The organism is Streptomyces sp. SL06 (genome assembly GCF_058244745.1).
Map to the genome: position 1 here is coordinate 417,683 of NZ_JBSYOT010000002.1, position 17,082 is coordinate 434,764.

15 protein-coding genes and 1 pseudogene are annotated in these 17,082 nt (G+C 71.5%); 7 read left to right on the forward strand and 9 right to left on the reverse strand.

Going from position 1 to position 17,082, the window contains the following annotated elements:
- Positions 1-234: 234 nt before the first annotated feature.
- From AC4IHM_RS02360 to AC4IHM_RS02370, 3 genes are read right to left on the reverse strand one after another with little or no spacing between them, the layout of a single operon-like run.
- Positions 235-984, reverse strand: a complete 750-nt coding sequence (locus AC4IHM_RS02360; RefSeq protein WP_490865414.1) for a succinate dehydrogenase/fumarate reductase iron-sulfur subunit — start codon at positions 982-984, stop codon at positions 235-237.
- Positions 981-2,930, reverse strand: a complete 1,950-nt coding sequence (locus tag AC4IHM_RS02365; RefSeq protein ID WP_490865415.1) for a fumarate reductase/succinate dehydrogenase flavoprotein subunit — start codon at positions 2,928-2,930, stop codon at positions 981-983. The genes AC4IHM_RS02360 and AC4IHM_RS02365 overlap by 4 nt, the downstream gene beginning before the upstream one ends.
- A gap of 2 nt (positions 2,931-2,932) precedes the next feature.
- Positions 2,933-3,604, reverse strand: coding sequence for a succinate dehydrogenase (locus tag AC4IHM_RS02370; protein WP_490870738.1), 672 nt, complete (start codon positions 3,602-3,604; stop codon positions 2,933-2,935).
- Positions 3,605-3,735: 131 nt separating this feature from the next.
- Here AC4IHM_RS02370 and AC4IHM_RS02375 point away from each other — a divergent pair, with 131 nt between their 5' ends.
- Positions 3,736-4,620 carry a LysR family transcriptional regulator gene (locus AC4IHM_RS02375; protein ID WP_490865416.1) on the forward strand — a complete coding sequence of 295 codons (885 nt, stop codon included), beginning with the start codon at positions 3,736-3,738 and terminating at the stop codon, positions 4,618-4,620.
- Between the two features lie 19 nt (positions 4,621-4,639).
- Here AC4IHM_RS02375 and rmdA read toward each other — a convergent pair whose 3' ends face one another.
- From rmdA to AC4IHM_RS02390, 3 genes are all read right to left on the reverse strand, one after another.
- Positions 4,640-6,784, reverse strand: coding sequence for a cyclic Di-GMP phosphodiesterase RmdA (rmdA, locus tag AC4IHM_RS02380; RefSeq protein WP_490865417.1), 2,145 nt, complete (start codon positions 6,782-6,784; stop codon positions 4,640-4,642).
- Positions 6,781-7,593 (reverse strand): SAM-dependent methyltransferase, encoded by an 813-nt coding sequence (locus tag AC4IHM_RS02385; RefSeq protein ID WP_490865418.1) that lies wholly within the window; start codon positions 7,591-7,593, stop codon positions 6,781-6,783. Before AC4IHM_RS02385 ends, rmdA begins: the two co-directional genes overlap by 4 nt.
- A gap of 226 nt (positions 7,594-7,819) precedes the next feature.
- Positions 7,820-8,755 carry an SCO0930 family lipoprotein gene (locus tag AC4IHM_RS02390; RefSeq protein WP_490870739.1) on the reverse strand — a complete coding sequence of 312 codons (936 nt, stop codon included), beginning with the start codon at positions 8,753-8,755 and terminating at the stop codon, positions 7,820-7,822.
- 821 nt (positions 8,756-9,576) lie between these two features.
- Here AC4IHM_RS02390 and AC4IHM_RS02395 point away from each other — a divergent pair.
- The 3 genes from AC4IHM_RS02395 to AC4IHM_RS02405 all read left to right on the forward strand — a co-directional run bounded on the left by AC4IHM_RS02395 (position 9,577) and on the right by AC4IHM_RS02405 (position 11,201).
- On the forward strand, positions 9,577-9,708 hold the full coding sequence (locus AC4IHM_RS02395; protein ID WP_490865419.1) for a hypothetical protein: 132 nt from the start codon (positions 9,577-9,579) through the stop codon (positions 9,706-9,708).
- Between the two features lie 15 nt (positions 9,709-9,723).
- On the forward strand, positions 9,724-10,488 hold the full coding sequence (locus AC4IHM_RS02400) for a bestrophin-like domain (protein ID WP_490865420.1): 765 nt from the start codon (positions 9,724-9,726) through the stop codon (positions 10,486-10,488).
- A gap of 185 nt (positions 10,489-10,673) precedes the next feature.
- On the forward strand, positions 10,674-11,201 hold the full coding sequence (locus AC4IHM_RS02405) for a hypothetical protein (protein ID WP_490865421.1): 528 nt from the start codon (positions 10,674-10,676) through the stop codon (positions 11,199-11,201).
- Between the two features lie 79 nt (positions 11,202-11,280).
- On the opposite strand, the pseudogene AC4IHM_RS02410 reads toward AC4IHM_RS02405, so the two are convergent.
- Positions 11,281-11,776 (reverse strand): annotated as a pseudogene (locus AC4IHM_RS02410) (hypothetical protein).
- Between the two features lie 329 nt (positions 11,777-12,105).
- Here AC4IHM_RS02410 and AC4IHM_RS02415 point away from each other — a divergent pair.
- Positions 12,106-12,771: a class F sortase gene (locus AC4IHM_RS02415; RefSeq protein ID WP_490865422.1), complete on the forward strand. Its 666-nt coding sequence runs from the start codon at positions 12,106-12,108 to the stop codon at positions 12,769-12,771.
- 30 nt (positions 12,772-12,801) lie between these two features.
- Here AC4IHM_RS02415 and AC4IHM_RS02420 read toward each other — a convergent pair whose 3' ends face one another.
- Positions 12,802-13,635: a polysaccharide deacetylase family protein gene (locus AC4IHM_RS02420; RefSeq protein ID WP_490865423.1), complete on the reverse strand. Its 834-nt coding sequence runs from the start codon at positions 13,633-13,635 to the stop codon at positions 12,802-12,804.
- A gap of 109 nt (positions 13,636-13,744) precedes the next feature.
- Here AC4IHM_RS02420 and AC4IHM_RS02425 point away from each other — a divergent pair, with 109 nt between their 5' ends.
- Both AC4IHM_RS02425 and AC4IHM_RS02430 read left to right on the forward strand, forming a co-directional pair.
- Complete coding sequence (locus AC4IHM_RS02425) at positions 13,745-14,206, forward strand: universal stress protein (protein ID WP_490865424.1); 462 nt, start codon at positions 13,745-13,747, stop codon at positions 14,204-14,206.
- A 102-nt stretch (positions 14,207-14,308) separates the two neighbouring features.
- On the forward strand, positions 14,309-15,715 hold the full coding sequence (locus AC4IHM_RS02430; RefSeq protein WP_490865425.1) for an amino acid permease: 1,407 nt from the start codon (positions 14,309-14,311) through the stop codon (positions 15,713-15,715).
- 16 nt (positions 15,716-15,731) lie between these two features.
- Here the strand turns inward: AC4IHM_RS02430 and AC4IHM_RS02435 are convergent, their stop codons facing one another.
- Positions 15,732-16,886, reverse strand: coding sequence for a CapA family protein (locus AC4IHM_RS02435; RefSeq protein WP_490865426.1), 1,155 nt, complete (start codon positions 16,884-16,886; stop codon positions 15,732-15,734).
- Positions 16,887-17,082 lie beyond the last annotated feature (196 nt).

The following is a 17,082-nucleotide window of genomic DNA, read 5'->3' on the forward strand; positions in this document are numbered from 1 at the left end:
GCACTCTCCTGGTCACGGGCCGGGGCGGCGACGGCGGACCGACGCTGTACGGTCCGCCGCCCCTGTTCTTCCGCCGCCGGTTGGCCGGTGCGTGACCTGGGCCGGGAGAGTGGATGTGGGGCTGTTGAATGCCAGGGGCGCCGGTGCCCCGGCGCGAGAAAGCGAGACGGGGCCGGGATGAGCACCTCTCCCGGCCCCGTCCGTCCGCGCTCTCGGCGAACGTCGTGGGGGAGGCTAGCCTCTGGCCACCTTGCGGGTGGCCCGCAGCCACTCCTTGTTCATGCCGGTGATGGACATGAGCGGGATGCCCTTCGGGCAGGCCGTGGCGCACTCGCCGGCGAGCGTGCAGCCGCCGAAGCCCTCGTCGTCCATCTGCGCCACCATGTCCAGCACCCGCGTCTCGCGCTCGGGTGCGCCCTGCGGCAGGACGTTGAGGTGGTTGACCTTCGCGGACGTGAACAGCATCGCCGCCCCGTTCGGACAGGCCGCGACGCACGCGCCGCAGCCGATGCACTCGGCGTGCTCGAAGGCGAGGTCGGCGTCCGGCTTCGGCACCGGGGTGGCGTGGGCCTCCGGCGCGGCACCGGTGGGCACGCTGATGTAGCCGCCGGCCTGGATGATCCGGTCGAAGGCCGAGCGGTCCACGATCAGGTCCTTCACGACCGGGAAGGCGGCGGCCCGCCATGGCTCGATGTCGATGGTGTCGCCGTCCTGGAAGGACCGCATGTGCAGTTGGCAGGTGGTGGTGCGCTCGGGGCCGTGGGCGTCGCCGTTGATGACCAGCGAGCAGGCGCCGCAGATGCCCTCGCGGCAGTCGTGGTCGAAGGCGACCGGGTCCTCGCCCTTGAGGATGAGTTCCTCGTTGAGGGTGTCGAGCATCTCCAGGAAGGACATGTCGCGGGAGATGCCGTCCACCTCGTACGTGGACATCGCACCGTCGGCGTCGGCGTTCTTCTGCCGCCATACGCGCAGGGTGAGCTTCATGCGTAGCTCCGCTGGGTGGGGTGGACGTACTCGAAGACCAGGTCTTCCTTGTGCAGGGTGGGTGCCTCGCCGGTGCCGGTGAACTCCCAGGCGGCGGCGTAGGAGAACGCGTCGTCCTTGCGGGCCGCCTCGCCGTCGGGCGTCTGGGACTCCTCGCGGAAGTGGCCGCCGCAGGACTCCGCGCGGTGCAGCGCGTCGAGGCACATCAGCTCGGCCAGCTCCAGGTAGTCGACGATGCGGTTGGCCTTCTCCAGGGACTGGTTGAACTCCTCGCCGGTGCCGGGGACCTTGATGCGCCGCCAGAACTCCTCGCGGATCTGCGGGATGCGCTCCAGGGCCTTGCGCAGCCCGGAGTCGGTGCGGGCCATGCCGCAGAACTCCCACATCAGCTCGCCCAGTTCGCGGTGGAAGGAGTCCGGGGTGCGGTCGCCGTCCACGGACAGGAGCAGGTTGAGCCGGTCCTCCGTCTCGGCCAGCACCTCCTGCACGACCGGGTGGTCGTCGTCGATCCCGTCCTTGTGGGGATTGCGGGCGAGGTAGTCGTTGATGGTGGCCGGCAGGACGAAGTAGCCGTCGGCCAGGCCCTGCATCAGCGCGGAGGCGCCGAGCCGGTTGGCGCCGTGGTCGGAGAAGTTGGCCTCGCCGACGGCGAACAGGCCGGGGACGGTGGTCTGGAGGTCGTAGTCGACCCACAGGCCGCCCATCGTGTAGTGCACGGCGGGGTAGATCCGCATCGGCACCCGGTACGGGTCCTCGTCGGTGATCCGCTGGTACATGTCGAAGAGGTTGCCGTACTTCGCCTCGACCGCCTTGCGGCCCATGCGCTCGATGGCGTCGGCGAAGTCCAGGTACACGCCCTGGCCGCCGGGCCCCACTCCCCTGCCCTCGTCGCAGACGTTCTTCGCGGCCCGGGAGGCGATGTCGCGGGGCACGAGGTTGCCGAAGGACGGGTAGATGCGCTCCAGGTAGTAGTCGCGCTCGTCCTCGGGGATCTCGTTCGGCGGCCGGTCGTCGCCCTTGGCCCTGGGCACCCAGATCCGGCCGTCGTTGCGCAGCGACTCGCTCATCAGCGTCAGCTTGGACTGGTGTTCGCCGGTGCGCGGGATGCAGGTGGGGTGGATCTGGGTGAAGCAGGGGTTGGCGAAGTAGGCGCCGCGCCGGTGCGCCCGCCACACGGCGGTCGCGTTGGAGTTCATGGCGTTGGTCGACAGGTAGAAGACGTTGCCGTAGCCGCCGCTCGCCAGGACGACGGCGTCCGCGAAGTAGGTGTCGATCCTGCCGGTGATCAGGTCCCGGGCGACGATGCCGCGCGCCCGGCCGTCCACGACGATCAGGTCGAGCATCTCGGTGCGCGGATGCATCTCGATGTTGCCGGCCGCGATCTGCCTCGACAGCGCCTGGTAGGCGCCGAGCAGCAGTTGCTGCCCCGTCTGGCCGCGGGCGTAGAAGGTGCGGGAGACCTGGACGCCGCCGAAGGAGCGGGTGTCGAGCAGACCGCCGTACTCGCGGGCGAAGGGCACGCCCTGGGCCACGCACTGGTCGATGATCTCGACCGAGATCTGCGCGAGCCGGTGCACGTTGGACTCGCGCGAGCGGAAGTCGCCGCCCTTGACGGTGTCGTAGAACAGGCGGTGCACCGAGTCGCCGTCGTTGCGGTAGTTCTTCGCGGCGTTGATGCCACCCTGCGCGGCGATGGAGTGGGCGCGGCGCGGGGAGTCCTGGTAGCAGAACTGGACCACGCGGTAGCCCTGTTCGGCGAGGGTGGCGCCGGCCGAGCCGCCCGCGAGCCCGGTGCCGACGACGATGACCGTCTGTTTGCGCCGGTTGGCGGGGTTGACCAGCTTCGCCTCGAAACGGCGCGTGTCCCAGCGCTCGTTGACCGGTCCCGCGGGGGCCTTGGTGTCGGCGACCGGCTCACCGGTCGTGTAGTCGGTGTACGAGGGCATCTTCAGCTCACCACTCCGGTCATGACGCCCACGGGTACGGCGATGAAGCCGGCCGTGAGCAGCAGCGCGAGGACGACTGCGACGGTCTTCAGGGCGCGGTCACGGGTGCGGCTGCCGGCGCCGAGGGTCTGGGCGGCGCTCCAGAAGCCGTGCTGGACGTGCAGGCCGAGGGCGAGCATCGCGACGATGTAGATGACGTTGCCGTACCAGGTGGAGAAGGTGTCCACGACGTTCTGGTAGGGCTTGCCCTCCTCGAAGCCGCCGGAGTGCACGGTGCCGGTGGTCAGGTCCAGGACGTGCCACACGATGAAGAGGCCGAGGATGACCCCGCCCCAGCGCATGGTGCGGGTCGCGTAACTGGAACGCGGCTTCCTGTGCACGTACTTGCTGGGCCTGGCCCTGATGTCGCGGCGGCTGAGCTGGTACGCGGAGACGGCGTGGGCGACGACGGCGACGACCAGGACGACGCGGATCAGCCAGAGCGTCCACTCGTAGTGCATGAACGGTTCGCCGACCGTGCGCAGCCAGTGGCCGTAGTGGTTGAACTCCTCGGCCCCGAAGTAGATCTTGAGGTTCCCGATCATGTGGGCGACCAGGTAGAGCAGCATGATGAGACCGCTGATCGCCATCACTGTCTTCTTGCCGACGGTCGAGTCCCACACGGTGCGCGCCATGGACGGCCGTCGGTCCGTCCGCGTTGCCAGAGCCATGTCACAGGACGTTACGGGGCCGGGAACCTATCGGTCCAAGACATGGAACACCTCGTTTCCATAGGCCTTGGCTATGGTCAACGTATGCTTGCGGGATGCAGTTGCAGCAGCTCCAGTACTTCGTGGCGGTCGCCGAGACCCGGCACTTCACCCGGGCCGCGGCGACGGTCCACGTGGCGCAGCCCTCGCTGTCGCAGCAGATCAGGGCGCTGGAGCGGGAGCTGGGCGCCGACCTGTTCCTGCGGGCGCGCGGCAACATCACCCTCACCGACGCCGGGGAGGCGCTGCTGCCGCTGGCCCGGCGCATCCTGGCCGACGCGGACACCGCCCGGCACGAGGTGCTTGAGCTGGTGCAACTGCGCCGCGGCCGGGTCCGGCTGGGCGCCACCCCGAGCCTGTGCACGGGCCTGCTCCCCGACGTGCTGCGCGCCTTCCACGACCGCTACCCCGGTATCCGGTTGCTGATCGAGGAGGGCGGCTCGCACGACCTGGTACGGGAGCTGGCGCGCGGCGCGCTCGACCTCGCCCTGGTCGTACTGCCGCTGCCCACCGCGTCGCCGGCGCTGACCACGGTGGAGCTGCTGCGCGAGGACCTGGTGGTGGTGTCCTCCCCGGAGTCGCCGAGGCCGGGCGACGGGCGGCGGGCCGTGCGCGTCGCCGATCTGGAGGGCGAACGGCTTGTGATGTTCCGGCACGGCTACGACCTGCGGGAACTGACGGTAGCGGCGTGCCGCGCGGAGGGCTTCGAGCCGGACTTCGCGGTCGAGGGCGGCGAGATGGACGCGGTACTGGGCTTTGTGCGGGCCGGGCTCGGCATGGCCGTCGTACCCCGGATGGTGGCGGCGCGGTCCGGGCGCGGACTGCGGGTGACCCCGCTGGCCCGACCCGGCCTGTACCGGACGATCGCCCTGGCCCATCGCAGCGACGTGGCTCCGCCGAGGGCGGCGCGGGAGTTGCAGCGGATGCTGCTGGAGCGCTGACGGGCCCCTTCGGGCCGGGTCAGCCGGCCGCGTCCACCAGGGCCAGGTCGTGCAGGCGCTCCGGCGGTCCCGGGCGGGCGTAGTACCAGCCCTGGGCCGTGTCGCAGCCCAGTATGCGCAGCTGCTCGGCCTGGGCGCCGGTCTCCACGCCCTCCACGGTGACCGCGAGGTCCAGGCTGTGGGCCAGGGCGACGATGCCCTCGACGATCTTGAGGTCGACGGGGTCGGCGGGGAACTGCTGCATGCTCTGGGTGAAGGAGCGGTCCAGCTTGAGGACGCTCACCGGGAGCCGGCGCAGGTTGGCGAGGTTGGAGTAGCCGGTGCCGAAGTCGTCCAGGGCGATGTCGACGCCCATCTCGGCCAGCCGGCGCAGCGGCTTCAGCAGGTCGTCGTCCGCGCCGATCAGCGCCGACTCCGTCACCTCCAGGCACAGCGCGTCGGGGGTGACCCCGGCCCGCTCCAGGATCTCGACGGTGTCCTGGACCAGTCCCGGGTGGGTGAGCTGGCAGGGCGAGAGGTTGACGTTGATGCGCAGCGGGCCCGCCGCGCTCGTCTCGCCGTACCGCTCCCGCCAGGCGCGGGCCTGCCGCACGGACTGCTCCAGCACCCAGCGGCCCAGCGGGACGATCAGCCCCGTGTGCTCGGCGAGCGGGATGAACCGGTCGGGGCCGAGCACACCGTGCTGCGGGTGCAGCCAGCGCACCAGGGCCTCGGCGCCGCGCACGCTGCCGTCGCCGAGGTGGACCAGCGGCTGGTACTCGATGAAGAACTCGCCCCGCTCCAGGGCTGCCGGCAGCGCGGTGGTCAGCCCGTGCCGGGTGATGACCCGGGCGTCGGCCTCCGGGTCGGCCAGCTCGAAGCGGTTGCCGCCCGCCGACTTGGCCCGGTACATGGTGATGTCGGCGCTGCGCAGCACCTCCGCCGGGCTGCGCTCCCCCGCCGGTCCCTCGACGATGCCGATGCTGCCGCGCACGGTCAGCTCGCGGCCGTCGACACTGATCGGGGCGAGCAGCGCGTTCATGATGCGCCCGGCCAGTTCGTCGACCTCGTGGCGGGTGTCGGGGCCGGTGGTCAGCGCGACGAACTCGTCACCGCCGAGCCGGGCGACCATCTCGCCCGGCCGGGTGGCGCAGCCCTGGAGCCGGTCGGCGACCTCCACGAGCAGCCGGTCGCCCGCCGCGTGGCCGAGGCTGTCGTTGACGGTCTTGAAGCCGTCGAGGTCGAGATAGCACAGGCCGAAGCGCTGCTCGGGGCCCGCGCCGAGGGCCTTCTCCAGGCGCTCGAAGAAGAAGCTGCGGTTGGGCAGGCCGGTGAGCGCGTCGTGCGTGGCCTCGTAGCGCAGCCGCAGATTGAGCAGCCGCCGCTCGGTGGTGTCCTCCATCAGCGCGAGCTGGTACTGCGGGGTGCCGTCGGCGTCGCGCAGCAGGGACACGGTCAGATTGGTCCACAGGACGGTTCCGTCGGCCCGGGAGAAGGCCTTCTCCACGTGGTAGTGCTCGCGCTCGCCGCGCACCAGCTCGTCGTAGAGTCGCCATATCTGCGGGGCGTCGTCGGGGTGCGTCCACTCCATGGCGCGGCGCCCGCCGAGCGTCGGGTCGGCGATGCCGAACATGCGCATCAACGCCTCGTTGACCTGGAGGACGTTGCCCTCCAGGTCGGCGATGCCGATGCCTATGGCGGCGCCCTCGAAGACCGCGCGGAAGCGGGCCTCGCTGGCGTGCAGGGCCTCGGCCACCACGCCCTGCGCCTTCAGGGCGGCCTGTGCGATGGCCTCCTGCTCGGCCAGGGTCCGGGCCCGCAGCGCTCCGGCGAAGCCGGCCGCCATGGCGTGCTGGAGCCGTGCCGAACGGGCCCGCAGGTCCTCGGGGTCGCCGTCCTCGCCGCAGTAGAGCACGAGGTAGGCGTCGACGCAGTCCAGCGTCCGGGCAAGCGCCTCCGGGTCGGTGCAGTGGGAGTCGACCAGCGCGACGCCGACCGATCTGGCCTCGTCCGCCTCGAAGCTCCGCGCGTGCAGTACCTCGCTCAGCCGGCGCGCCAGCGGCAGCAGTTGCTCCTCGAACTCGGGCCGGGTCGACGAGGTCGAGGCCACCGGGAACACCGCCCGGCTCCAGATCGTCGCGAACCGGCGCAGTCTGCCCTCCGGCCCGTCCGGCTCCGCGATCACGCCGTGCGTCCCACGCCGGCGAACCCGGAGAACGCGTACGGGTCCTCGTCCTCAACGGCCCCCTCCGGCCGCCAGCGCGCCATCGGGACCAGTCCGGGCTCCACCATGTCGTACCCTTCGAAGAACCGCGCGATCTCCTCGCGCGAACGCATGATCAGCGGACTGCGGATGTCCTTGTACACGTCCACCGCACCCTCGGCCCGCTCGGCGGGCAGCGGGATTCCCTCGTACGAGGCATGGGTGAGGACGAGCAGGCTGCCGGGCGCGAGCGCGTCGCTCAACTCCGCCACCGCAGCGTACGGGCCGTCCGCGTCTTCCACGAAGTGCAGTATGGCAACCAGCAGCAGGGCGACCGGCCGATTCAGGTCGATCAGTCGCCCCACCTGGGAACTGGCCAGGATCTCCTGCGGCTTGAGGAGGTCCGCGGCCACGACGTCCGCTTCGTCGTGGCCGGCCAGGACCGCCTCGCTGTGCGCGACCGCCACCGGGTCGTGGTCGACGTACACCACGCGGGCGCCGGGGCGGTGGCGTCCCGCCACCTCGTGGACGTTGCCGAAGGTGGGGATGCCGGAGCCGATGTCCAGGAACTGGTCGATGCCCTGTTCGGCGGCGAAGCGCACGGCCCGGCGCATGAACGCGCGGTTCGCCCGCATGATCATGGGGAGTCCCGGCAGGAACTCCATGGCCCTGCGGGCCGCTTCCCGGTCGACCTCGAAGTTGTGCGAACCGCCCAGGTAGAAGTCGTAGATCCGGGACACGCTGGGCACCGAGATGTCGATGCTGCGAGGGGCCCAGGCGGGACGCTCCATCTAACTCTCCAAGGCATAGGCGATCCGGTGTTCGAAGTGAGGCTACTGATCGCCCGCCAAAGGGGCGAGCCCAAACGGAAATTGACCATCCGTTCCCGGTCACTGCCCACGGCACGTGCCATGGGCGAGGGCAGGCCGGAGCGCACGAACGGGACCGTCCCCTCCGCCTGGGTACGGAGGGGACGGCCCGCTGGTCGCGCGCTGAATGTGGGCAGTCGGGAGGTCGCTACTCCTTCGGCGCGCCGACCGGCTTTCCGTCGGGTGCGACGGCGTACCAGGTGCCGCCGACGCCCTGACCGTTGGTGTCGCCGGCCTGCTTGTCACCGGCGAAGGTGTAGATCGGCCAGCAGTTGACCGTCTGCTGGGCGGTGCCGTCGGGCCGGGTGAAGCTCATCAGGCCCTTCTTCACCACGCCCTTGGTGTCGTTGGTCTCGACGGGTGCCACGACCGGCCACTTCGCCAGGCAGTCACCGGTGCACGCCGACACGGGCTTCGGCCAGGCCTCGTCCTTCATGAAGCGGTAGACGGTCATGCCGTTCTTGTCGACGACGATCTCGCCGAGCTTGGGGTCCTCGCGGGTGGACAGCCCGGCGGCCGGTTCCGCCTGGGCCTTCTTGCCGTCGGCCGCGAGCGCGTACCACTTGCCGCCGACGCCCTGGCCCTTGACCTGTCCGGGGGCGGTGTCCTTGGCGTAGCGGTACGCGGGCCAGCCGCCGATGGTCAACTGCTTGGTGCCGTCGGGCCGGGTGACCTCGCCGAGCAGCGTCTTGTCGATGCCCTCGCCGGCCAGGGCGTCGTCCGCGGCCACCGGCGGCCAGGCGGTGGCGCAGTCGTTCTCGCACGTCGTCTTCGGCGGCTTGGCGGTGTCCGCGTCGAAGCGGTAGAGGGTGTGGCCGGATCCGTCGGTCACCACAGCGCCGACCTGGGCGTCCGTGGAGACGGACAGCTTGCCGGCGGGCGCCGGCGCGTTCGCCGAGGCCTGCGCGCCGACTCCGGCTCCGGCACCGGCGCCGACTCCGATGTCGCCGACATCGCCGGGCGCGGCCGTGGCACCCACGTTCTGGCTGCCGGCACCGCCGCTTTCCTGGCCGCACGCCGTCGTCAGCGCCAGCACCGCCGCAGCGCTCGCCACGAGTGAGGCGCTCCGCCAGGAGGTCTTCATCGTCAATCCCCGATCATCGCGAATGTGTTGGGGCGCCCTGCTGGGCCGCCGCACGACACTGAGTACGCGCGAGGGAGCCGGTTGTGTTCAACGCGGGCGCGGATTTCTTCGCGTAACCCGACCGCAACCCGGCGTTCTCCGCCGTTCTCCGGCGTTCTGCGGCGTTCTCCGGCGTTCTGCGGCGCCGTCCTGTCCGTCGTCGCACACCGGTGCGGGGCCCGGGGAAACCGGCTTCACGGTGTTCAAACCGCCGGCCGACGTGTGTCCCTCCTTCGGGGCATTCACCGGTCACTCGGGCGTGGCCCGGTGCGCCAGGCTCCATGATCTGCGACGTGCATGGACCCGAACCGACCCGATCCGCTTGTGCCGGACGGGTGTTGGCCCTGGTGACGCTGACGTTCACGCTCGTCGGCGCACCGGTAGGACCGGCGCAGGCGGACGCCTGCGCGTACGCGTCGACCGGCCCCGGCGGCACCGAGGCGGTGGCGGTCGCCGGGAACGTCTCCTGGCCCACCTTCCCGCCGTGCCTCCCGCCCTCACCGACACCGACGCCCACCCCGACACCCACGCCTCCCCCGCCCTCACCGAAACCCACGCCGCCACCCCCCGCACCGAAGCCGCCCGCCCCGGAGCCCGAACCACCGCCCGCGCCGCCGCCCCCGCGGCCGGAGCCGGCCCGGCCCGCGCCGCCGCCCCCTCCCCCTCCGTCCCCGACGCCGACTCCGGCTCCGACGCCCAGCCCGACCCCGGCGCCGGTCCGTCCCGCGGCGCCCGCGCCCAGTCCGTCGGCCACGCCGGCGCCCCGGCCGTCGCTGAGCCCCGTGCACTATCCGCGCCGCACCGCCGCCCGGCCGCCGCAGCGGTCCTCGCGCGGGACCACGTCACCCCTCGTCTTCGTCCTGCTCATCACGGTGCCCGCGGTGGTAGCCGTCGCCGCGCTCCGTGCGCGCTGATCCCTGGAGTCTGTCTTGCCGGAATGGCTTGTTCTCACCCTCGCGATGCTGGCCGCCTGTGTCGTGGTGGTCATCGTCACCCTTCTGCGGCACCGCACGGCCTCCGACGACGAGGACATCACCGAGACCCCGGACGTCATCGAGTACATGACGATGTGGATCGGCGTGGTGTACGCCATCGTGCTTGGCCTGGCCATCGCCGGTGTCTGGGAGGCGCGCAGCGCCGCCGAGGACCACGTGCAGACGGAGGCCGTCGCGCTGCACGAGATCTCGGAGCGCGTGCGCGTCTACCCACCCGAAGTCCGTGACCGCATCCGGGCGGATGTCAACGCCTATGTCGGACACGTCGTCACCACCGAGTGGAAAGCGATGGCCGACCACGGCGAGGTGACCGAACGCGGCACCGAGCTGCTCGACCGCGTCCGCGCGGACGTCAGCGACTACGAGCCGAGGTCGGACTTCGAGGCGCAGGCGTACCAGCCGCTCGTCGACCAGGTGGCCCTCGCGGACCAGGCCCGCACCGCGCGGGCGCAGTCGACCGGGGCGACGATGCCCGGGGTGGTGTGGTTCGGGCTGATCGCCGGGGCCGTCGTCACGATCGGGATGGTCTTCGCCCTGCAGATCCGGCGTACGCCGCGCGAGCTGGTCCTCGCCGGTCTGTTCTCCGCGCTGATCGCCTTCCTGCTCTTCCTGATCTGGGACTTCGACGCCCCCTTCAGCCGGGGCCTGGCGTCGTCGACCGATCCGTTCCTGAGCCTGTTCCCGGGCGTCGGGGACTGACCCGGCCGCCCGGGGGCGCGCGACACGCCGTCACCGTCGCCTGAGCGGCCCACACCTTTGCCCCGTTCGCGCGACTGCGATCGCGCCGGGGCGCGCGGTTTCCTAGCGTTTCGGGCATCGAGGTGCATTCCTGGCGCGAGCGGAACAGGTCCGCCGCTGCTCCTCGGGGACCCGGAGGATTCATCATGCGCGCGATACCCGTCGCCTCGGTCGCACTGCTGGGCGTCGCCGCCCTCTCCGCCTGTGTACCGGCCGGGGCGGCCTCGGGCGACAGTTCGACGTTCGGCTTCACCGTCCACCCGGCGACCGTCGCGCCCGGCGGTGAGGTCACACTGGGGGTGGGCCGCGGTGCCGGTGGCTGCCGGGGGCGCGTCACGGTCACGTCGCCGGTGTTCGACACGGTCACCATCCCCCGGCACGAGTCGTCGGCGACGGCACGCGTCGACCGGGAGGCCCGGCGCGGGGCGGTCTACCAGGTGGCCTTCGCCTGCGAGGAGCGGACCGGGACCGTGAACCTGACCATCGCGGGCGGCGGCCACTCGCACCACCCGACCCCCGAGCCCCGTCACCCCAAGGGCGTGCACGCCGGCGAGGGCGGCAGCATCGCCGGGTTCGACATGAAGCAGCTCGGGCTCGGCATCGCGCTGGTCGCGGGTTCGGTGGGCGCGGCGTACCACCTCTCGCGCCGCCGCTCCCGCGAGGACGGCGCCTGACCCTCCCGCACCGCGCACAGGGCTTCGCCCCGGACCCTTACCGGATCCGGGGCGAAGTCCTGTGGGCGGGACGGTCGGATCAGATGCGCCGCTCGGCCCGGCGGCGCATCCAGAACAGTCCGCCGCCGGCCACCGCCGCGGCGACGAGTCCGCCGCCGATGGCGATGTCGGCCGGGGTCGCCCCGCTCGTGCTGCTGCCGCCGATGCCGCCTCGGACACCGCCGATGACGGTGAAGGCGGCCGGGCGGGTCAGCTGCCCGCCCGAGCAGTTGACGGTGATGTCGTACGAACCCGGCCGGGCGTCCTCCTTGATGGTGGCGGTGCCCTTCGACGTTCTCGTTGGCCCCCCTGACCGGAGTCAGGTGGGTGGTCCGGAACGCGTCCGAGGTCATCGTGCCGCCCTGCGGGCAGCCGTCGACCGTGACGGTCATCTGACCGCCGCGGGCGATCACGCTCGGCAGGGCGACGATGTTGCTCGGCTGGTTGTGGTCGCCGCCGGCCGTGGCCGCAGGGGCGGCCAGCCCGAGGACAGCGACCGCGGCGCCGGCTGCCGCGAGGGCACGATAGTTGCGCATGTGATCCTCCGCGGAAGACGCCCCGGGACCCGTCCCCGGTCGATCGGCGAGAAAGCGTCTCCCAGAAAGACCCTCAGTTGCCGTGCCCGGGGCCGCATTTCGGGAATGGTCCGTCCTGGTGAGAGGCATAGCGGACCGGAACCTCGGGAGTGGATATCACCGCAGGTCACGTACCGTCAGAAATTTCCCGGCGGTAAATCCCGGATGGCTCACAAAAGCACTGCGTGCCACCCGTTCGCCGCCGCCCCGTCGCCGGTCGGACGCGCGGCGCTTAGCGTGCTCGTATGCGCGGATGACCGGGCGACGGCCGGGTCGAGAGGGGATGGCGAATGTACGAGTCCGGGTTGGCCGAAGAGGAGGAGCGGCCCAGGAAGCGTGCGCCCTGGGGCGTGATAGCGCTTGTGCTGCTGACCGGGCTCGCGCTGATCCGCAACGGCTCCGGGGAGTTCGACGTGGGCCCGCCGCAGCCCGCGTCGGCCGCCGCCTCGGACACCCGCGCGGCGGCCGACGACAACGCCGTCACCGGCGTGGCGCCGCTGCCGTACGCGGTGCCCGACCGGGTCTCCGTGCCCGCCATCCAGGTCGACGCGCCGGTCATGCCGGTCGGTCTCGACGTGGACGGCTGGGTCGACGCGCCGCCGCCCGAGGACCCCAATCTGGCCGGCTGGTTCACCGGCGCGGTCTCCCCCGGCGAAAAGGGCACCGCGGTCGTGGTCGGCCATGTCGACAACGAACAGGGCCCCGCCGTCTTCTACGGACTCGGGGCCCTCAAGAAGGGGAACAGGGTCGAGGTGCACCGCCAGGACGGAAAGACGGCGGTCTTCGAGATCTACGGCGTCGAGGTCTTCGAGAAGAACAATTTCCCCGGGGACCGGGTCTACGCCTCCAAGGGCACTCCCGAATTGCGGGTCATCACCTGCGGCGGCGGTTTCACCAAGCAGAACGGCTACGACGGGAATGTCGTCGCCTTCGCCCGCCTGGTCGAGGCCCGCTGAGCGGCCCCGGCCGGGCGGGAGCGGTGACGGTCAGGCGTCCTGCCGCCGGGGGACGGTGAGCTGGTAGCCGGAGTCCAGCAGCTCGGGCAGATAGCGGCGCAGCGCGTGCACGCTCTGCGACCGGTCGCCCCCGGCGTCGTGCGAGAGCACCACGACGCCGGGGGCGGCGCCGTGCCCGACCCGGTCGACGATGGTGCCGGTGCCGGGGGTGGTCCAGTCGAGGGTGTCCACGGTCCAGGCGAGCGGTTCCATGCCGAGTTCGGCGCCGAGCTGGAAGGTGGCGCGGTTCCACGCCCCGTACGGGGCCCGGAACCAGCGGGGCGGTTCGCCGCAGGCCTTCTCGACGACCTCGCTCGTGCGCTCCATCTCGGAGCGGATGCGGCCGCGGGTGAGCAGGGTGAGCTGCGGGTGGGACCAGGTGTGGTTGCCGACGACGTGTCCCTCGTCGGCCATCCGGGAGAGCAGGTCCCTGTTGTAGTCGGCCATCTCGCCGCACACGAAGAACGTCGCGCGCACGTCGTACTTGGCCAGGGTGTCCAGGATGTCCGGGGTGTACTGGGGGTGGGGTCCGTCGTCGAAGGTGAGCAGCATGGTGCGGCCCCGGCCCGTCATGCGCAGGATCGGCTCGCTGCGCACCGGGGGCCGTCGGGGCACGTCCCGTGGTGCGCCGTATCCGGTCATGGGCTGGAGGCGGTAGGCGGAGGGCTTGAGCGAGCCGCGTGGAGCGGGGCCGGGGGCAGGGGCGACCGGCCGGGCCGGGCCGTCCCCGAGGCCCACCGCGAGCGCGCCGGCGGTGCCGGCCGCTCCCACGGCCACGGCGCCGGCGAGCAGGGCGCGGCGGGTGAGCAACTGGTCCTTCTTCATGACTCATCAGTCGCCCGCCCACGGTGCGCCGCACCTGAGCAACACCGGTGCGGCGGCACGAATCCACCCGCCCGGCCCAAGATCACGGACCACCCGGTACTCTCGCCGCGTGACGCAACAGCACTCCCATCAGTTCGAACGGGGCACGGACGGGCCGAAGGTCATCGTCGTCGGCGTCGACGGCTCCGACTCCTCGCTCAGGGCCGCGGCCTACGCAAGCGGTCTGGCCCGGCGGCAGGGCGCGCTGCTCGCCGTGGTGTACGTGCAGCCGCTGCTGGCGGGGGGCGCGGCGATGGGGGCGCCGGTGGCGGAGACGACCGACGAGCTGGCCGAGGACCTGGTGGCCCAGATCCGGGAGGCGACCGAGCAGGCCAAGGGGATATTCGACCTGCGCTGGGAGTTCCACACCTTCCGCGGCGACCCGTACGGCGGCCTGGTGAGCACCGCCGACCGGCTCAAGGCGGACGCGGTGGTGGTGGGCGCCTCCGAGCAGGCCGGGCACCGGTTCGTCGGCTCGGTCGCGGTGCGGCTGGTGAAGGCGGGGCGCTGGCCGGTGACCGTGGTGCCGTAGCCCGGGGCGGGCCGGTGTGTGCGCCGTGGCTTCCGTCGCGGGCGGGTGTGAGTCATCATCGTCCACCGTCAGCCGTTTGCCGTTCGGGAAAAGGTGGGACGCATGGCCGGGTTCCGCATGGGTGAGGGTGTTCTCCGCCGCAAACCCATCGAGCACATCGAGGAGACGGACAGCGGCGGGGGCCTGGTGCGCTCGCTGGGACTGTGGCAACTGACCGCGATCGGCGTCGGCGGCATCATCGGGGCGGGCATCTTCACGCTGGCCGGCACGGTCGCCAACGGCAAGGCCGGTCCCGCGGTGCTCGTCTCCTTCCTCATCGCGGGCGTGGCGAGCGCGGCGGCCGCGCTGTCGTACGCCGAGTTCGCCGGGATGATCCCGAAGGCGGGCTCCGCGTACACCTACGGCTACGCGGTCCTCGGCGAGTTGGCGGGCTGGTTCATCGGCTGGGACCTGCTGCTGGAGTACACGGCGATCGTGGCGGTGGTCGCGATCGGCATCTCCGGCTACTTCAGCTTCCTGGTCGGTGAGACGGGCGCCGACCTGCCGAACTGGATGCTGGGCGCGCCGGGCACCGGGGACGGCCACCGGATCGACCTGTTCGCGGCCGTCCTGTGTCTGCTGATCGCGTATCTGCTGACCCTGGGCATACGGAACGCGGCCCGTTTCGAGATGGTCGTGGTCGTGCTGAAGGTGCTGGTGGTCCTGCTGGTGATCGGGGTCGGCGTCTTCCACGTCAGCACCTCGAACTACAACCCGTTCTTCCCGTACGGGGTCGGCGGGGCGTTCACCGGTGCGGCCACGGTGTTCTTCGCGGTCTTCGGCTACGACGCCATGTCGACGGCGGCCGAGGAGTCGAAGGACGCCCAGCGGCACATGCCGAAGGCGATCATCTACTCGCTGGTCATCTCGATGGTGCTGTACGTGGGTGCCTGTCTGGTGCTGACCGGCATGCAGAACTACAAGGACATCGACCCGGAGAGCGGCTTCTCGACGGCGTTCAAGTCGGTGGGCCTGGGCGGTCTGGCCGACATCATCGCGGTGGGCGCCATCATCGGCATCCTCACGGTGATGTTCACGTTCATGCTGGGCGTCACCCGGGTGTGGTTCAGCATGAGCCGGGACGGGCTGCTGCCCAAGTGGTTCGCGAAGACGCACCCGACGCGCCATGTGCCGACGCGGGTCACCTGGATCGTCGGGTTCGCGTCGGCCGTGATCGCCGGGTTCCTGCCGATCGGCGAGGCGGCCGAGCTGACCAACATCGGCATCCTGCTGGCGTTCGTGGTGGTGTGCGCCGCGGTGATCGTGCTGCGCTACCGGCAGCCGGAGCTGCCGCGCACCTTCCGTACGCCGTGGATGCCGTTCGTGCCGGCGCTGGGCATCGTCTTCTCGGTCTGGCTGATCACGTTCCTGCAGTGGCAGACCTGGCTGCGGTTCGCCGTGTGGTTCGTGGTCGGCCTGGTGATCTACTTCGCGTACTCGTACCGGAGGTCGGAGCTGGCCCGCGGGTAGGGCGCGGGGCGGCCGGCTACTTCCCCATGACGAGGCCGTCCTTGGCGGCGCCCCGGCCGAGGACGACGTCGCGGATGCGGTCGCGTACGGCGCGCAGGTCGGCGCCCTTGTCCAGCGCGCGGTTGAGGTTCACCACCCGGCCGGCGTCGACGTCGAAGAGCTGCGGGACGAACTCGGCCTTCGTCACCCGCCAGCGTTCGCCGGGCCGGGCGGGCGGGGCGAAGGTGAAGCGGCCGATGGCCGACTGGTTGCCGCGCGGATCGCGGGCGCCCTCGTCGTTGACCATCTCGCCCGCGATCTGGTCGCCCATCCCGTAGACCACCCAGGTGCCGTTGACCTTCTCGTAGGCCTGCGGGACATGGGCGTGGGTGCCGAGGATCAGATCGATGTCGGGTCGGTCGCCGGTGCGTGCGGCGGTCAGGCTCCGGGCCAGGGCCAGTTGGTCGCGGTCGGGCTCGTCCTGCCATTCGGTGCCCCAGTGCAGGGACACGACCACGACGTCCGCGCCGGCCTGCCGGGCCGCCCGGGAGTCGGTGAGGATCCGTTCCTCGTCGATCAGGCCGACCGCCCAGGGCTGTCCGGCGGGCAGCGGGCGGCCGTTGGTGTGGAGGGTGTAGGCGAGGTGGGCCACCTTGGCCCGGCCCGCGCGCAGCACGGTGGCGGTGCGCGCCTCGTGCTCGGTGCGTGCCGTTCCGGCGTGGCGCACGCCGACCCGGTCGAAGGCCTCCAGGGTGCGGCGGATGCCGTCGGCGCCGTCGTCGGCGCTGTGGTTGGAGGCGGTGGAGCAGCTGTCGTAGCCGGTGTCGGCCAGCGCTTTGGCCACCTCCGGCGGGGACTTGAACAGGGGGTAGCCGCTGTAGTCGCCGTCCGCGCCGTACACGGTCTCCATGTGGCACAGGGCGGGGTCGGCGCGCGCGACGACGGACTGGGCGCCGGCGAGCATGGGGCGGAAGTCGTAGCCGGTGCCGCCGGCGTCGAAGCGGGCCCGTTCGATGACCGGGTCGTGCGGCAGTACGTCGCCGGAGGCGACCAGGGTGAAGGCGCCGGTGTCCGCGGCGGACGGGGCCGGCGCCGGCTCTCTTGGCGGTTGGTGGTCGCGGGCCTGGCAGGCCGCGCCCGCGGTGAGAAGCGCGGTCAGGGCCAGGGCCACCTGCCGACTGCGTGTGATCATCCGTTCACTCCGCTGGGGTCGCACACACCAATGAAAAGTCACATTTACTGATAAATAGGTAAGGAGGCTCGGCCCGTCACGGGCGGCTCCGACACGCTCATTAGCCCGTCCGGCGTGCGCGAACGGGGTGCGCCGACCGTTCGTCGAACCGTTCGTCGACGCGATCGACCGTCCGCCGCACATCGCTGCGCGCGCC

Coding starts and splice junctions, on each gene's coding strand:
- AC4IHM_RS02360 (WP_490865414.1), bottom strand. CDS start 984: ATGAAGCTCACCCTGCGCGTATGGCGGCAGAAGAACGCCGACGCCGAC.
- AC4IHM_RS02365 (WP_490865415.1), bottom strand. CDS start 2,930: ATGCCCTCGTACACCGACTACACGACCGGTGAGCCGGTCGCCGACACC.
- AC4IHM_RS02370 (WP_490870738.1), bottom strand. CDS start 3,604: ATGGCGCGCACCGTGTGGGACTCGACCGTCGGCAAGAAGACAGTGATG.
- AC4IHM_RS02375 (WP_490865416.1), top strand. CDS start 3,736: ATGCAGTTGCAGCAGCTCCAGTACTTCGTGGCGGTCGCCGAGACCCGG.
- AC4IHM_RS02385 (WP_490865418.1), bottom strand. CDS start 7,593: ATGGAGCGTCCCGCCTGGGCCCCTCGCAGCATCGACATCTCGGTGCCC.
- AC4IHM_RS02390 (WP_490870739.1), bottom strand. CDS start 8,755: ATGAAGACCTCCTGGCGGAGCGCCTCACTCGTGGCGAGCGCTGCGGCG.
- AC4IHM_RS02405 (WP_490865421.1), top strand. CDS start 10,674: ATGCGCGCGATACCCGTCGCCTCGGTCGCACTGCTGGGCGTCGCCGCC.
- AC4IHM_RS02415 (WP_490865422.1), top strand. CDS start 12,106: ATGTACGAGTCCGGGTTGGCCGAAGAGGAGGAGCGGCCCAGGAAGCGT.
- AC4IHM_RS02420 (WP_490865423.1), bottom strand. CDS start 13,635: ATGAAGAAGGACCAGTTGCTCACCCGCCGCGCCCTGCTCGCCGGCGCC.
- AC4IHM_RS02430 (WP_490865425.1), top strand. CDS start 14,309: ATGGCCGGGTTCCGCATGGGTGAGGGTGTTCTCCGCCGCAAACCCATC.
- AC4IHM_RS02435 (WP_490865426.1), bottom strand. CDS start 16,886: ATGATCACACGCAGTCGGCAGGTGGCCCTGGCCCTGACCGCGCTTCTC.